This window comes from Vulcaniibacterium gelatinicum (assembly GCF_008033445.1).
In the GTDB taxonomy this organism is placed as follows: domain Bacteria; phylum Pseudomonadota; class Gammaproteobacteria; order Xanthomonadales; family Xanthomonadaceae; genus Vulcaniibacterium_B; species Vulcaniibacterium_B gelatinicum.
Genome location: NZ_VNKO01000006.1, coordinates 61816 through 75379 on the forward strand (window position 1 = coordinate 61816; position 13564 = coordinate 75379).

General features: G+C 71.7%; 14 protein-coding genes. 5 read left to right on the forward strand and 9 right to left on the reverse strand.

Features of this window, described 5'->3' with window-relative positions; genetic code table 11:
- Positions 1 to 3 precede the first annotated feature (3 nt).
- From FPV26_RS05225 to FPV26_RS05255, 7 genes are all read right to left on the reverse strand, one after another.
- On the reverse strand, positions 4 to 2085 hold the full coding sequence (locus FPV26_RS05225; RefSeq protein WP_147652664.1) for a copper-transporting P-type ATPase: 2082 nt from the start codon (positions 2083 to 2085) through the stop codon (positions 4 to 6).
- 141 nt (positions 2086 to 2226) lie between these two features.
- Positions 2227 to 2793, reverse strand: a complete 567-nt coding sequence (locus FPV26_RS05230; RefSeq protein WP_147652665.1) for a DUF411 domain-containing protein — start codon at positions 2791 to 2793, stop codon at positions 2227 to 2229.
- Positions 2794 to 2803: 10 nt separating this feature from the next.
- Positions 2804 to 3322: a nuclear transport factor 2 family protein gene (locus FPV26_RS05235; protein WP_147652666.1), complete on the reverse strand. Its 519-nt coding sequence runs from the start codon at positions 3320 to 3322 to the stop codon at positions 2804 to 2806.
- 17 nt (positions 3323 to 3339) lie between these two features.
- Positions 3340 to 4137, reverse strand: a complete 798-nt coding sequence (locus FPV26_RS05240; RefSeq protein ID WP_147652667.1) for a c-type cytochrome — start codon at positions 4135 to 4137, stop codon at positions 3340 to 3342.
- Between the two features lie 15 nt (positions 4138 to 4152).
- Complete coding sequence (locus FPV26_RS05245) at positions 4153 to 5052, reverse strand: copper resistance protein B (RefSeq protein WP_147652668.1); 900 nt, start codon at positions 5050 to 5052, stop codon at positions 4153 to 4155.
- Positions 5049 to 6905, reverse strand: coding sequence for a copper resistance system multicopper oxidase (locus FPV26_RS05250; RefSeq protein ID WP_147652669.1), 1857 nt, complete (start codon positions 6903 to 6905; stop codon positions 5049 to 5051). The genes FPV26_RS05245 and FPV26_RS05250 overlap by 4 nt, the downstream gene beginning before the upstream one ends.
- A gap of 124 nt (positions 6906 to 7029) precedes the next feature.
- Complete coding sequence (locus tag FPV26_RS05255) at positions 7030 to 7458, reverse strand: CopL family metal-binding regulatory protein (protein ID WP_147652670.1); 429 nt, start codon at positions 7456 to 7458, stop codon at positions 7030 to 7032.
- A gap of 192 nt (positions 7459 to 7650) precedes the next feature.
- Here FPV26_RS05255 and FPV26_RS12620 point away from each other — a divergent pair, with 192 nt between their 5' ends.
- The 3 genes from FPV26_RS12620 to polX are packed head-to-tail and all read left to right on the forward strand — an operon-like array spanning position 7651 to position 10186.
- Positions 7651 to 8115: a host attachment protein gene (locus FPV26_RS12620; protein WP_181952560.1), complete on the forward strand. Its 465-nt coding sequence runs from the start codon at positions 7651 to 7653 to the stop codon at positions 8113 to 8115.
- A 39-nt stretch (positions 8116 to 8154) separates the two neighbouring features.
- Positions 8155 to 8403: a hypothetical protein gene (locus FPV26_RS05265; RefSeq protein WP_147652672.1), complete on the forward strand. Its 249-nt coding sequence runs from the start codon at positions 8155 to 8157 to the stop codon at positions 8401 to 8403.
- 31 nt (positions 8404 to 8434) lie between these two features.
- The gene (gene polX, locus FPV26_RS05270; RefSeq protein ID WP_147652673.1) at positions 8435 to 10186 is read left to right on the forward strand and encodes a DNA polymerase/3'-5' exonuclease PolX; all 1752 of its coding nucleotides are present in this window, start codon (positions 8435 to 8437) and stop codon (positions 10184 to 10186) included.
- A 23-nt stretch (positions 10187 to 10209) separates the two neighbouring features.
- On the opposite strand, the gene FPV26_RS05275 is transcribed toward polX, so the two are convergent.
- Both FPV26_RS05275 and FPV26_RS05280 read right to left on the reverse strand, forming a co-directional pair.
- On the reverse strand, positions 10210 to 11643 hold the full coding sequence (locus FPV26_RS05275) for an RtcB family protein (protein ID WP_147652674.1): 1434 nt from the start codon (positions 11641 to 11643) through the stop codon (positions 10210 to 10212).
- Positions 11644 to 11650: 7 nt separating this feature from the next.
- Positions 11651 to 12076 (reverse strand): archease, encoded by a 426-nt coding sequence (locus FPV26_RS05280; RefSeq protein ID WP_147652675.1) that lies wholly within the window; start codon positions 12074 to 12076, stop codon positions 11651 to 11653.
- Between the two features lie 15 nt (positions 12077 to 12091).
- On the opposite strand from FPV26_RS05280, the gene FPV26_RS05285 reads away from it, so the two are divergent.
- A complete protein-coding gene (locus tag FPV26_RS05285) occupies positions 12092 to 12286 on the forward strand; it encodes a hypothetical protein (RefSeq protein WP_147652676.1) in 195 nt (64 codons plus the stop codon).
- A gap of 72 nt (positions 12287 to 12358) precedes the next feature.
- Complete coding sequence (locus tag FPV26_RS05290; RefSeq protein WP_181952561.1) at positions 12359 to 13477, forward strand: sensor domain-containing diguanylate cyclase; 1119 nt, start codon at positions 12359 to 12361, stop codon at positions 13475 to 13477.
- The last annotated feature ends 87 nt before the right edge of the window (positions 13478 to 13564 follow it).

Below are 13564 nucleotides of genomic sequence, written 5' to 3' on the forward strand. Positions count from 1 at the left end.
TGCTCAGAACGATACCCTGCCCAGCCGCAGCGCATTGCCCACCACCGACACCGAGCTCAGGCTCATCGCCAGCGCCGCGATCATCGGGCTGAGCAGCAGGCCGGTGAAGGGGTACAGCACGCCGGCGGCGATCGGCACGCCCAGGGCGTTGTAGAGGAAGGCGAAGCCGAGGTTCTGGCGCATGTTGCGCACCGCGGCCGCGGAGATCGCGCGGGCACGGCCGATCGCGCGCAGGTCGCCCTTGACCAGCGTGACCTGGGCGCTGGACATGGCCACGTCGGTGCCGGTGCCCATCGCGATGCCGACGTCGGCCGCGGCCAGCGCCGGGGCGTCGTTGATGCCGTCGCCGGCCATCGCCACGCGCCGGCCCTGCGCCTTCAGCCGCCGCACCAGTTCCACCTTGTCCTGCGGCCGCACCTCGCCATGCACCTCGCCGATGCCGAGCGCCTGTGCCACGGCCCGCGCGGTCGTTTCGCCGTCGCCGGTGGCCATCACCAGGCGCACGCCGGCCGCCTGCAGTTCCTGCACGGCCGGCAACGCGGACGGCTTGATCGGATCGGCGACCGCCACCGCGCCGGCCAGGCGGCCGTCCACGGCCAGGAACATCACCGTCGCGCCCTGCTGGCGCAGCGCCTCGGCGTGTTCAGCCAGATCTCCGAGCCCACCGGCGACTTCGGCGATCAGCGCCGCGCTGCCCAGCAGCAGCTCACGGCCTTCGACCCGGCCACGCACGCCGCGGCCGGTGAGCGAGTCGAAGGCTTCGGCCTTCGCCAGCACGAGTCCGCGCGCGTGCGCTTCGGCGACGATCGCCTCGGCCAGCGGATGCTCGCTGCCCTGGTCGAGGCTGGCCGCCAGGCGCAGCACCTCGTCCGCGGCGAAGCCCGCAACCGGGATCACCTCGCGGAACGCCGGCCGTCCCGCGGTCAGGGTGCCGGTCTTGTCCACCACCAGCGTGTCCACCCTGTGCAGCAGCTCGATCGCCTCGGCGTTGCGGAACAGCACGCCGGCGTGCGCGGCGCGGCCGGTGGCCACCATCACCGACATCGGCGTGGCCAGCCCCAGCGCGCACGGGCAGGCGATGATCAGCACCGAGACCGCGTTGAGCACGGCGTAGGTCCAGGCGTGCTCGGGCGGGCCGAACAGGCCCCAACCCAGGAACGCCAGAAGCGCCACGCCGATCACCGCCAGCACGAACCAGTACGCCACCTGGTCGGCCATGCGCTGCATCGGCGCGCGCGAACGCTGCGCCTGCGCCACCAGTTGCACGATCTGCGCCAGCACGGTCTGCGCGCCGACCTTCTCGGCGCGGATGACGAGGCTGCCGGTGCCGTTCACGGTGGCGCCGATCACCTGGTCGCCCGCGGTCTTCTCCACCGGGATCGGTTCGCCGGTCAGCATGGACTCGTCCACGCTCGAGCGGCCTTCGAGCACGGTGCCGTCCACCGGCACCTTCTCGCCCGGACGTACGCGCAGGCGGTCGCCGACGTGCACGTGCGCCAGCGGGATGTCCTCCTCGCCGCCGTCGTCGCGCAGGCGCCGCGCGGTCTTCGGCGCCAGCCCGAGCAGCGCCCGGATCGCCGCGGAGGTCTGCGAGCGCGCCTTCAGTTCCAGCACCTGCCCGAGCAGGGTCAGCGAGACGATCACCGCCGCGGCCTCGAAATAGACGCCGACCCGGCCATGCTCGTGGAACGAGGCCGGGAACACGCCGGGGGCCACGGTCGCGACCACGCTGTAGCCGAATGCGGCCGCCACGCCGATCCCGATCAGGGTCCACATGTTCGGGTTGCGGTTGCGGATGGACTGCACGCAGCGGACGAAGAACGGCCAGCCCGCCCACAGCACCACCGGCGCGCTCAGCACGAGTTCGAGCCAGGTGCGTACGTGCACCGGCAACGCCGGCAGCCTCGGGCCGAGCATGGCCAGCGCCAGCGCGGCCAGGGTGAACGGCAGCGTCCAGCGGAACCGGCGGCTGAAGTCGCGCAGTTCCGGATTCTCTTCCTCCTCGACGCTAGGCAGCTCCGGCTCCAGCGCCATGCCGCAGATCGGGCAGGTGCCCGGGCCGGGCTGCCGGATCTGCGGATGCATGGGACAGGTGTAGACCGTGCCGGGGCCAGCCGGCGCGGCCGCGGCCGGCGCCGGATGGACCTGCGCCCCGGCGTCGTGCCCGTGACAGGCATGTGCGTGACCGTCGTGCGGATGCCGATGCATGCGGGGCCTTGTCCCGTGTCAGTGGTGCGCGAACGCAGTGGTGTTGCCGGACGGATCCACCAATTCCACCGTGTACGGTTGCACGGTGCCGTCAGGGACTTCCATGCCCGGCGAGCCGAGCGGCATGCCCGGCAGCACCAGGCCCTTCGCCTTCGGCCGCTGCGCCAGCAGGCGTTTGACGTCGCCGGCGGGCACATGGCCTTCGACGAAATAGCCGGCGACCTCGGCCGTGTGGCAGGAGCCCTTGCCGTAGGGGATGCCCAGGCGCTGCTTCACCAGGCCCAGGTCATCCATCTCGCGCACCTCGACCGGGAAGCCGGCCTGGCGCATGTGCTCCACCCACAGGCCGCAACAGCCGCAGGTCGGACTCTTGTGCACGACGACCAGGGGCAGCGCCGGGCTCGCGGGTGCGGCCGCCACCTGCGTGGCAGGGACCGCCGGCCGGGACGTTGCCGCCGACTGCACCGCGGGCGTGCGGGCCGCCGTCGCATCCTGCGCGACGGGCGCCGGCTCCCGGGCGCAGGCGGTCAGCGCCGCCAGCGAAACGCAGGCGAGCAATGCGCGGGGAATGGTGCTCGAGGTCATCGGATCCTCCTCACTGCCCCTTTTTCGGCCGCGAGGACCAGTGGATGTGCACGATACGCCAGCCCTCCGGCGTGCGCCGCAGCACCATCGTCTCGGTGCTCAGCAGGGTGAGCGGCTTGCCGTCCTTGCTGGCGTGCAGTTCGCTCTCGCTGCCGACCCAGGCCAGATCGCCTTCGACCCGCGCGCGCCGGCGCTTGAGCTGGCTGTGCGCCCCCTTCAGGAACTGCGCGTCGCTGATCGCATGGTGGCCGAGGTATTCGGCGCGGCTGCGTTCGGCGCCGCCGCTTTCGAGGATCAGCACATCGGCGTCGAGCAGCGACTCGACGGTCTTGAAGTCGGCGGCGGCCAGCGCCTTGCCGAACCGTTCGACCACGGCCACGGCCGGCGCCGCGGCCTCCGGCACGTCCGCCTGCGTGGCGGTCGCAGCCTCCGGATGATGCGCGGCATGGGACTGGTCCGTCTGCGCCATCGCGGGCAGGGTCGTGGCGATGGCCAGGGACAGCATCAGGGTGGGAGCGATGGATTTCATGTCGGGCTCCGGTGCGTTCAGTGTTCGTGCTCGTGGTCGTGCGCGGGTTCGGCTTCGGCCGGGGGCGTTTCCGGCGCGGGGTGCGCTTCGACGGTGCCATCGGCATGGCGATGCACGATCGTCTTCCCCTGCTCCGCCTTCGCCGGTGCGCTCCCGGCGTCCGCATGATCGTGCGGCGGCGCGCCGGGTGCATGCGGATGCGCCGCGGCGTCGTCATGCGGCTGCTCCGCCGCACCGCCATCGTGATGATCGCCTTCGCCATGCCCGTGCGGCATGGATTCGCCGCCGCCGTGCGAATGCCCGCCGCTGCGCGCGACCAGCGCCTGGTACTGCGCGGGGTCGAGCTTCGGCAACGCCTGCAGGAAGGCGACCATGTTCCAGATGTACTCGTCCTCCATGCTCCGGCCCCAGGCTGGCATGCCCGAGGCCTTGATGCCGTGCTTGATGACCCAGAACGCCCTGGCCGGATCCACCGTGGTCCGGGTCAGGTCGGGCGGTGCGGGATACAGCCCCTTGCTGAGTTCGGTCCCGGTCAGGCCGGGCTTGAGGTGGCAACCCGTGCACATCGCATCGTAGTTGCCGGCGCCCTGGACGATGCGCGCCGGGTCCTGCAGCGCCGGCACCTGCAGCTTGCCGGCGCGGGCCTCGATCGAGCGGTCGCGCGCGGTCTGCAGCAACGCGTAGACGGGACGCGTGTGCGGGGTGTCGGCGCCCACGTCGTAGATCCCCGACCAGACGAAGCCGGCCACACCCAGCGCCGGGATGCCCGCGAGCAACCCGACCGCCAACAACGTTTTCCTCGTGACGGATGACATGTCGTCTTCTCCTGTTCAAAACCAGATGCGCACGCCCGCCACGATGCGGGTATCGTCGGTGTCCTCGCCATGCGCGGCGCGGAAGTCGGCCGCGTCGCCGAAGACCCGCTCGCGACTCACGCCGACATACGGCGCGAATTCGCGCCGGATCTCGTAGCGCAGGCGCAATCCGGCCTCGACCGTGTTCAGGCCGGAACCGATGCCGCGCTCGGCGTCGTCCTTGCCGTAGAACTCGGCCTCGGCCTGCCATTGCAGGATCAGGCGGTTGGTGAGCAGGGTGTCGTACTCGACCTCGAAGCGCGCCGCCGTCTGGCCGGACTGGCCGAGATACGCGGTGGCTTCGACCTCGAACTTGTACGGCGCCAGGCCCTGCACACCGATCGCAGCGAAGGTCTGTGCATGCCCCTCGCCGAATTCGTGGCGGACGCCGCCGACCACGTCCCACCACGCCGAGATGGGACGCCCGTACAGCACCTCGAGGTCGCCCGCTTCGGTCGCGCCGCCCACGCGCTCGCCCTCGCTGCGCAGCCACAGGCGGTTCCGGTCCGTGCCGATCCAGCCCTGCGCTTCCCAGACGATGCCGGTGCCATCCGCGGCGCTCCACCTCTCCAGGCGGTCGAGCAGGAAGAACCCGTGGATCGTGTCGTCATGCGCCGCATGGCCGCCCGCTGGCTTCACCGCCGCCGCGCGGTCGGCATCAGTCGGTTCCGGGATCGGCGTGCGCGGCTGCCCGGTGTCCGCCTGCGGTGGAGAGTGGTGCGCATGCTCCTGCGCAGGTTGCTGCACGGCAGGCTGCTGGGTCTGGTGATGCGCGTGGTCCTGCGCCGAGGCGCCGAAGGAAAGCAGCAGGCCCGCGGCGAATACGGCACCGCGGGAGACCCGCGCACGCGGGGATTTCGACGGGTGCGGGATCATTCGTCCACCCTCACTTCGCGCATCATTCCGGCCTCCATGTGGTAGAGCAGATGGCAGTGGTAGGCCCAACTGCCGAGCGCGTCGGCGCGCACGCGGTAGCTGCGCCGGCTGCCCGGGGGCATGTCCACGGTGTGCTTGCGGACCAGGAAGTTGCCCTGCTCGTCCTCCAGGTCGCTCCACAGGCCGTGCAGGTGGATCGGGTGCGTCATCATGGTGTCGTTGACGAGCACGATGCGCATGCGCTCGCCGTAGTTGAGCCGCAGCGGCTCCACTTCGGAGAACTTCTGTCCGTTGAAGCCCCACACGAAGCGTTCCATGTGGCCGGTGAGGTGCAGCTCGATCTCCCGGCCCGGCTCGCGGCCGTCGGGGTCGTCGAACGTGCTGCGGAGCATGGCGTAGGTCAGCACCTTGCGGCCGTTGTCGCGCAGGCCGATGCCGGGGTCGTCGAGCTTCGGCACCGGGGCCATGGTCTGCATGTCCACGAACGGGTTGCCGGCTTCGCTGGCCGGGTGCGACTGCATGCCGCCACCATGGCCCGCATGCGGGTCCGCGGCCTGTTGCGCGCCGTGCCCCATGTTCGCGCCGCAGCCGCCTTCCATGCCCTTCATGCCCATGTTCGCGCCGCAGCCGCCCTCCATGCCCTTCCCCGCCGCGGCACCGTGGCCACCATGGCCGCCATGGCCGCCGTGACCCATGTCGTCCATGGTCAGCAGCGGCCGCGGATCCAGCGCCGGCACCGGCGCGCGCAGGCCCTCGCGCACCGCGAGCGTGCCGCTGACGTAGCCGGTGCGGCCCATGTCCTGGGCGAAGATGGTGTAGGCGTCCTGGCCGGAGGGCTCGACGATCACGTCGAAGGTCTCGGCCACGGCGATGCGGAACTCGTCCACCGTCACCGGATGCACGTACTGGCCGTCGGCGGCGACCACGGTCATCTTCAGGCCGGGGATGCGCACGTCGAAATAGGTCATCGCCGAACCGTTGATGAAGCGCAGCCGCACCTTCTCGCCGGACCGGAACAGGCCGGTCCAGTTGCCGAGCGAGGTGGTGCCGTTCATCAGGTAGGTGTAGGTGTGCGCGTTGACGTCCGACAGGTCGGTGGGCGTCATCCGCATTTCGCCCCACGCCTTGCGGTCGGCCAGCGCGGCGGCGAACCCGTCGCGCCGCATGTCGCGCAGGAAGTCGCCGACGGTGCGCTTGGAGTAGTTGTCGTAGTCCGACTTCTTCTTCAGCCGCGAGAACAGCGCCGCCGGATCCAGGTCGGTCCAGTCGCTCAGCATCACCACGTAGTCGCGGTCGTAACTGAAGGGTTCGGGCTCGATCGGATCAATGATCAGCGGGCCGTACAGGCCGGCCTGTTCCTGGAGCCCGGAATGGCTGTGGTACCAGTAGGTGCCGCCCTGGCGGACGTCGAAGCGGTAGTGGTAGGTCTCGCCGCGGTGGATGCCGGAAAAGCTCAGGCCCGGCACGCCGTCCATGTTCGCGGGCAGCAGGATGCCGTGCCAGTGGATCGAGGTGGTGTGGCCGTGGATCGAGCCCGGCGGCAGCGCGTTGGACACGCGCAGGTTGACCGTGGTGCCCTCGCGCCAGCGCAGCAGCGGCGCGGGGATCGAGCCGTTGACGGTGATCGCGGTGCGGGTGCGGCCGGTGAAGTTCACCGGCGTCTCGCCGATCACGAGGTCGAAGTCGGTGCCGGCCAGCACCGTGGATTGGGCGGGCGATTTCAGCGCCCAGCCCGGGCGCGGCCACAGGCCGAGCGCGGTGATCGCGCCGCCGGCGGCCAGCCCCTGCACGAAGCGGCGTCGGGAGGGCTGGAACGCGCCGTCGGCGTCGCGGCCGAATGCGTCGTGGGACATGGAAGTTTCCGGATGAGTGCGTGGAGAAGGCCGGCCCGTGACAGGGCCCGGCGGCAATGCCGGTACGCCGCGAGCGAGCGCCGCGGATGCATGCCGGCCGGCGCCCGATGGCGCCGTGGGACGCTCAGGCGATGGGAGGTCGGATCAGGTGCGGCAGGGGCGGCGCGGCCCGGCCCGGCGGCAGCGGACGGGTGCTGCGCGCGGGCACGAGCACCGTGGCGGCCGGCGCGGGCGGCGGCAGCATCGCCTGGGCAAGGTGGATGCAGGCGCACTGGCAGCTGCCGGGAGCGCAGCAGTCGTCCCCCACGGGCGATTCCGGCTCGGCCGCCATGCGGCCGGACGGGATGGACGCAACATCGGAGGGCGCTGCCGCCTGGGCGGCCTGGTAGCCGTGGCATGGCAGCTCCGCACGGGTCGCCGTCGCCGGGAGCATCGCGGCCTCCGGCGCCTCGTGGAACATCGGCACATGCACCCCCGCCAAGGCCGTGCCCACCCCGTTCAGGACGAGGCACAGGCTCAGCAGCAGGCGCAGCGCGATGGAAACCGGAGACATTTTTCTACTCTACCCGTCTCCGGCGGCCGACGGAATAGGGGAAAGATGAACCGGGGCCGGCTACCGCCGGGCCTGTCCGGGGAGCCGGTTCCGCACCCGCGCCCTGCCGCGTGCGCGGTGTTGACGGAGGTCAACACCACTGCGGTGCCATACTCCATCCTGCATATCGGTCGAACTTCCAGCGAGGGTGTCATGTCCACGACCTGGATCCTGGTGGCAGACCGTGCCAGGGCACGGTTGTTCGCGATGTCGGACGAGGATCGTTCGCTGCACGAGATCGAGGATTTCCTCAATCCCGATGGCCGCGCCGCCGGCCGCGAGATCGAGCAGGACCGGCCGCCGCGCACGCACGACCGCTTCGGCGCCAGCCGCCACGCGATCGAACCGCGCACCACCCTGCGCGAAAAGACCGCGCGGAATTTCGCCCAGACGCTGGATGCCGCGCTCGAACGCGGCCGCGCCGGCCACCGTTACGACCAGCTGGTGCTGATCGCGCCGCCGCAGTTCCTCGGCACGCTCAACAGCGTCCTCGACAAGCAGGTGCGCGCGTGCGTGGCGGCCGAAGTACCCAACGACCTGACCCTGGCCGATGCGGACGCGGTGCTGGAACACCTCCCCGCCCACTTGCGCCCGTCCGGCGCTGCGCGCCGGCACTGAGCGCGGCGCAAGCCACCCGCCCCCTTCAGGAGAACCGCCATGCCCAGGCTCATAGACCGTCGCACCGGCAGACATCTGTGCACGATCACCGAGGAGGAGTTCGTGCAACTGATGTCGCTGTTCGAGGAAACGGTGGGGGAAGGCCCGGCCGACGAGCCGCTGGCGCCGATAGACCCGGACCTGCTGGAGCGCCTGGCCGAGAGCGGTGCGTCCGAACGGGTGCTGGCGGTGGCGCAGCAGATCCTGCAGGGACGCGAGGACTTCGACCTGGGGTGGGAACCCGACTGAGCACCGGTCGGCGCCCGGCGGAGGACGCGCGATGACCGTCCGCAACGCCCAGATCGCCGCCGTCTTCGACGAGATCGCCGACCTGCTCGAATTGCAGGGCGCCAACCCGTTCCGGGTACGCGCCTACCGCAACGCCGCGCGCACGCTCGAGGCCTGGCCCGAGGAAATGGCCGAGTGGGCCACGCAGGGTCGTGACTTCGACGCGCTGCCGGGCATCGGCAAGGACCTCGCCGGCAAGATCGGCGAGATCCTGCAGCGCGGCACCTGCGCCCAGCTCGATCGCCTGCGCGCGCAGTTCCCGCGCGGCATCACCGACCTGCTGCAGGTCCCCGGCCTCGGCCCCCGGCGCGTGCACGCGCTCTACCACGAACTGGGGATCCGCACGCCGGCGCAACTGCTGGACGCGGCGCGCGCGGGCCGCATCCGCACCCTCCCCGGCTTCGGCCAGGCCAGCGAGCGGCGCATCGCCGAGGCCGTGGCCGGCCATCTCGAACGCAGCACGCGCTGGCCGATCGCGCACGTCGCCTCCGACGTCGAGGCCCTGCTCGCACACCTGCGCGCCGCGCCGGGCGTGTCCGAGGCAATGGTGGCCGGCAGCTACCGGCGCCGGCGCGACACCGTCGGCGACGTGGACATCCTGGTGGCGGCACCGCCCGGGCACGCCCTCGCCGACCGGCTGCAGTCCTTCGACCAGGTCGCGCGGGTTCTCGCGCACGGCTCCACCCGCGCCAGCGTGGTGCTCCGCAACGGCCTGCAGGTGGACCTGCGCGTGGTGCGCCCGGAGAGCTTCGGCGCGGCGCTGGTCTATTTCACCGGCTCGAAGGCGCACAACATCGTCCTGCGCGGCATCGCCCGCGCGCGCCGGCTCAAGATCAACGAGTACGGCGTGTACCGCACCGGCGGCCGCGGCGCCGGCACGCGCATCGCCGGCGAGACCGAGGCCTCGGTGTACGCCGCGATCGGCCTGCCGTACATCCCGCCCGAACTGCGCGAGGACCACGGCGAGATCGAGGCCGCGCGCGAAGGCAGGCTGCCCGTGCTGGTCGAACGCGCCGATCTGCGCGGCGACCTGCATGCCCACACCGATGCCAGCGACGGCCACGAGAGCCTGGAACGGATGGCGCAGGCCGCGCGCGAGGCCGGCCTGGAATACCTGGCCATCACCGACCACTCCGCCGGCCTGAAGATCGCGCACGGCCTGGATGCCCGACGCCTGCTCGCGCAGTGCGAGGCGATAGACCGCCTCAACGCCGGGCTGCGCGGCATCACCCTGCTCAAGGGCATCGAGGTCGAGATCCTGCCCGACGGCCGCCTCGACCTGCCCGACGACGTGCTCGCCCGCCTCGACCTGGTGGTCGGCGCCGTGCACAGCGCCTTCGACCTGCCGCGCGCGAAGCAGACCGCCCGCATCCTGCGGGCGATGGACCATCCGCACTTCAGCATCCTCGCCCACCCCAACGGCCGCCTGTTCGGCACCCGCGGCCCCTGCGACGTGGACATGGAACGCATCGTCCGCCACGCCCGCGAACGCGGCTGCGCCCTGGAACTGAACTCGCAACCCGAGCGCCTGGACCTGTTCGACCTGCAGTGCCGGATGGCCAGGGACGCCGGCGTCCCCATCGCCATCTCGAGCGACGCCCATCGCGGCGCCGACTTCCGCTGGCTGCAATACGGCGTGGACCAGGCCCGGCGCGGGTGGCTGGAGAAAGGAGACGTGCTCAACGCGTTGCCGTTGGGGAGGCTGTGGAAATGGCTGGCGGCGACGCGCACGCCTGGCTGCTGAGAATCCGCGTCGCCAGCGCGGACTTACCCCTTCACGCACACCTTGGGCCGCAGGAACGCGACCCGCCGCGCCAGACCCGCGCGCTCGGTGGCATCGGCCACGCGGTGCACGTCCTTGTACGCGCCCGGCGCCTCCTCGGCGATGCCGCGCATGGACGGACTGCGGATGTGGATGCCGGCGCCGGCCAGCTCCTCGATCACCTTGCGGCCCTGCCAGCGGCGCAGCGCCTGGTGGCGGCTCATCTGCCGGCCGGCGCCGTGGCTGGCCGAGGAGAACGAGCGCGCCTCGCTCTCGGGCACGCCGGCGAGCAGGTAGGAACCGGTGCCCATGCTGCCGCCGATGATCACCGGCTGGCCGACGGCGCGGTAACGCTCGGGCAGCGCCGGATGCCCGGGGCCGAACGCGCGGGTGGCGCCCTTGCGGTGCACGAACAGCGTGCGCGGCCGGCCGTCCACCACGTGCCGCTCCTCCTTGCAGGTGTTGTGCGAGACGTCGAACAGCGTCTCCAGCCGGCTGTGCGGGAACACGTGCGCGAACACGCGCCGGGTGAGGTGGGCGAGGATCTGGCGGTTGGCCAGCGCGCAGTTGATGCCGGCGCGCATCGCGCCGAGGTATTGCCCGCCTTCGGGGGAGCGGATCGGCGCGCAGGCCAGTTCGCGGTCGGGCAGCGCGATGCCCAGGCGCCCCGCCGCCTTGGCCAGCGACAGCAGGTAGTCGGTGCCGATCTGGTGGCCGAGCCCGCGCGAGCCGCAATGGATCGAAACCAGCAGCTGCCCCTCCTCGATGCCGAACGCGCGCGCGGCGTCGGCGTCGTGGATGCGGTCCACCACCTGCACCTCGAGATAGTGGTTGCCCGAACCCAGCGTGCCCATCTCGCCCAGCTGGCGTTCCTTGGCCAGGTCGGAGACGTGCTCGGGCCGCGCGTCGTCGGCGCAGCCATGGTCCTCGATGTAGTCCAGGTCCTCCGCCGCGCCGTAGCCGTGTTCCACCGCCCAGCGCGCGCCGCCGCGCAGCACGCGGTCGAGTTCCTGCACCGTCAACCGGATCCGCCCTTCGCTGCCCACGCCGGCGGGAATCTGCCGGGCCAGCGCATTGGCCAGGTCGCGCTCGTGCCCGGCGAGGTCGGTCAGGCGCAGGTCGGTGCGCAGGCAGCGGATGCCGCAGGAGATGTCGAAGCCCACGCCGCCCGCGGAGACGATGCCGCCCTCGTCGGCATCGAATGCGGCCACGCCGCCGATCGGGAAGCCGTAGCCCCAGTGCGCGTCCGGCATCGCCATCGCCGCGCCGACGATGCCCGGCAGGCGTGCGACGTTGCGGATCTGCTCCAGCACCTTGTCGTCCATGTCGGCGAGCAGTTCGCGGTCGCCGTAGAGCACCACCGGCGCGCGCGCCTCGCCGGAGGCGGGCGGGACGGTCCAGGCGCAGCCGTCGAGCGGTTGCAGCGACGAGATGTCCATGGCGACCTCACACGTCCACCACGCAACGGGCCTCCACGCCCTCGGGGCCCGAGCTTACGCGCAGCGCCGTGAGCGTGGCGCCCTTGACCTCCACGCCGCGCTCGATGCCCTCCCGCCAGCGTTCGCCGCGGGCCTGGCCATGCCAGTGCGCGCCGTCGCGGCGCAGGCGGAACTCGCACAGCACCAGCTCGCGGCGCTGCGCCTCGCCGAGCAGATGGTTGAGCCAGGTCGCCAGCGCCAGCTCGGCGTCGTCCTCGTCGAACGCCACCGACAGTGCCTGCTGCGGGCGCACCGTGGCCGGATCGGCCATCAGCGCGAACGTGGCGAGGGCCGCGTTCTCGAACGCCCGCTCGATGTCCTGGCCGCGGCCGATCACGCCGACGTCGGCGTCGTGGTCGAAATAGCCGTAGGCGCGGGTGTCGGGTTTGCTCATCGCGGCTGACCTGCCTTGGCCGGCACCCTGCGGCAAGTGATGTCGACCGATGTTGATCCGGGTCAACGGCAGGCCGTCTGCGGGACCGGCCGGATCGCGCCCGGGGTGCAGCTCGACATGCAGGCGGCCCTCCCGCGGCACATGGACAACGCCATTGCCAAGACCAACATCCTGCCCGGCGGCGATGGGCGTGGCATGGCCGGAACCTGAACCGGGTGCCGCGCCTTCCCCTCCCGACCGGCGGCGCGCAGGGCGACTCGGGCGCAGGCTTATGCTGGCTTCATGGCAGACCGCCCGACCACCGCGATGAACCACCAGCAGCGCCTGCAACGCCTGGTGTGCGCGATCCAGGAGCTGTCCCTGGCCCGCGACCTGGATGCCGTGGCGGCCATCGTGCGCCGTGCCGCGCACGAGCTGACCGGCGCCGACGGCGCCACCTTCGTGCTGCGCGAGGGCGACCAGTGCTTCTACAAGGACGAGGAAGCGATCGCGCCGCTGTGGAAGGGACAGCGCTTCCCGATGGAACGCTGCATCAGCGGCTGGGCGATGCAGCACCGGCAGGCGGTGGTCATCGAGGACATCTACTCCGACGAGCGCATCCCCGCCGACGCCTACCGTCCCACCTTCGTCGCCAGCCTGGTGATGGTGCCGATCCGCACCCTCGATCCCATCGGCGCGATCGGCAACTACTGGGCCACGCCGCACCGGGCCGGGGCGGACGAGGTGGCCGTGCTGCAGGCCCTGGCCGACTCGACCTCGGTGGCGCTCGAAAACGTGCGCATGTACGCCGAGCTGGAGCAGCGCGTGGCGGCTCGCACCGAACAGCTGGCGGAGGTCAACCGGCAGCTGCAGCAGGAGATGGTCGTGTGCCAGAACGTGCAGGAGGAAGAGCGGCGCCTGTCGGTGACCGACGAGCTCACCGGCCTGTGCAACCGGCGCGGGTTCATGACGGTGGCCGAGCGCGAGCTGGAGATCGCACGCCGGCACGGCCGCACCGGCGCGCTCGTCTTCCTCGACCTGGACGGGTTGAAGCTGTGCAACGACACCTACGGGCACGCCGCCGGCGACGCCCAACTGACGGCTGCCGCCGAAGTGCTCCGGGCGGCGTTCCGCCGCACCGATGTGATCGCACGCCTGGGCGGCGACGAATTCATCGTCATGGTGACCGAGGCCCGCGACGGCCTGCAGGCGGTGCTGTCGCGCCTGGCCGCGACCGTGGCCAGGGCCAACCTGCGGCGCGACGGCGGCCCGCCGCTCGCGTTCAGCGTCGGCGCGGTGGCCTTGTCGGGCGACGACGACCTGGAGCAGCTGATGGCACAGGCCGACCGCGCCATGTACGCGGACAAGCTGCGGCGGCGCTCCGCGGCGCACCCCATGATCGTCCGCGCCACCTCGCACTGACGACAGCGTTGCCGGGCTCCTGGCCGTCACCGGCGCAAGCCACCGCTGCGGGCGGTGCTAGTCTCGCGCCGATGCCCGCATGCCATC

Excerpts from the sequence above, each read along its gene's own strand:
- FPV26_RS05225 (WP_147652664.1), bottom strand. The coding sequence starts at position 2,085 with ATGCATCCGCAGATCCGGCAGCCCGGCCCGGGCACCTGCCCGATCTGC.
- FPV26_RS05230 (WP_147652665.1), bottom strand. The coding sequence starts at position 2,793 with ATGACCTCGAGCACCATTCCCCGCGCATTGCTCGCCTGCGTTTCGCTG.
- FPV26_RS05235 (WP_147652666.1), bottom strand. The coding sequence starts at position 3,322 with ATGAAATCCATCGCTCCCACCCTGATGCTGTCCCTGGCCATCGCCACG.
- FPV26_RS05240 (WP_147652667.1), bottom strand. The coding sequence starts at position 4,137 with ATGTCATCCGTCACGAGGAAAACGTTGTTGGCGGTCGGGTTGCTCGCG.
- FPV26_RS05245 (WP_147652668.1), bottom strand. The coding sequence starts at position 5,052 with ATGATCCCGCACCCGTCGAAATCCCCGCGTGCGCGGGTCTCCCGCGGT.
- FPV26_RS05250 (WP_147652669.1), bottom strand. The coding sequence starts at position 6,905 with ATGTCCCACGACGCATTCGGCCGCGACGCCGACGGCGCGTTCCAGCCC.
- FPV26_RS05255 (WP_147652670.1), bottom strand. The coding sequence starts at position 7,458 with ATGTCTCCGGTTTCCATCGCGCTGCGCCTGCTGCTGAGCCTGTGCCTC.
- FPV26_RS12620 (WP_181952560.1), top strand. The coding sequence starts at position 7,651 with ATGTCCACGACCTGGATCCTGGTGGCAGACCGTGCCAGGGCACGGTTG.
- FPV26_RS05265 (WP_147652672.1), top strand. The coding sequence starts at position 8,155 with ATGCCCAGGCTCATAGACCGTCGCACCGGCAGACATCTGTGCACGATC.
- polX (WP_147652673.1), top strand. The coding sequence starts at position 8,435 with ATGACCGTCCGCAACGCCCAGATCGCCGCCGTCTTCGACGAGATCGCC.
- FPV26_RS05275 (WP_147652674.1), bottom strand. The coding sequence starts at position 11,643 with ATGGACATCTCGTCGCTGCAACCGCTCGACGGCTGCGCCTGGACCGTC.
- FPV26_RS05280 (WP_147652675.1), bottom strand. The coding sequence starts at position 12,076 with ATGAGCAAACCCGACACCCGCGCCTACGGCTATTTCGACCACGACGCC.
- FPV26_RS05290 (WP_181952561.1), top strand. The coding sequence starts at position 12,359 with ATGGCAGACCGCCCGACCACCGCGATGAACCACCAGCAGCGCCTGCAA.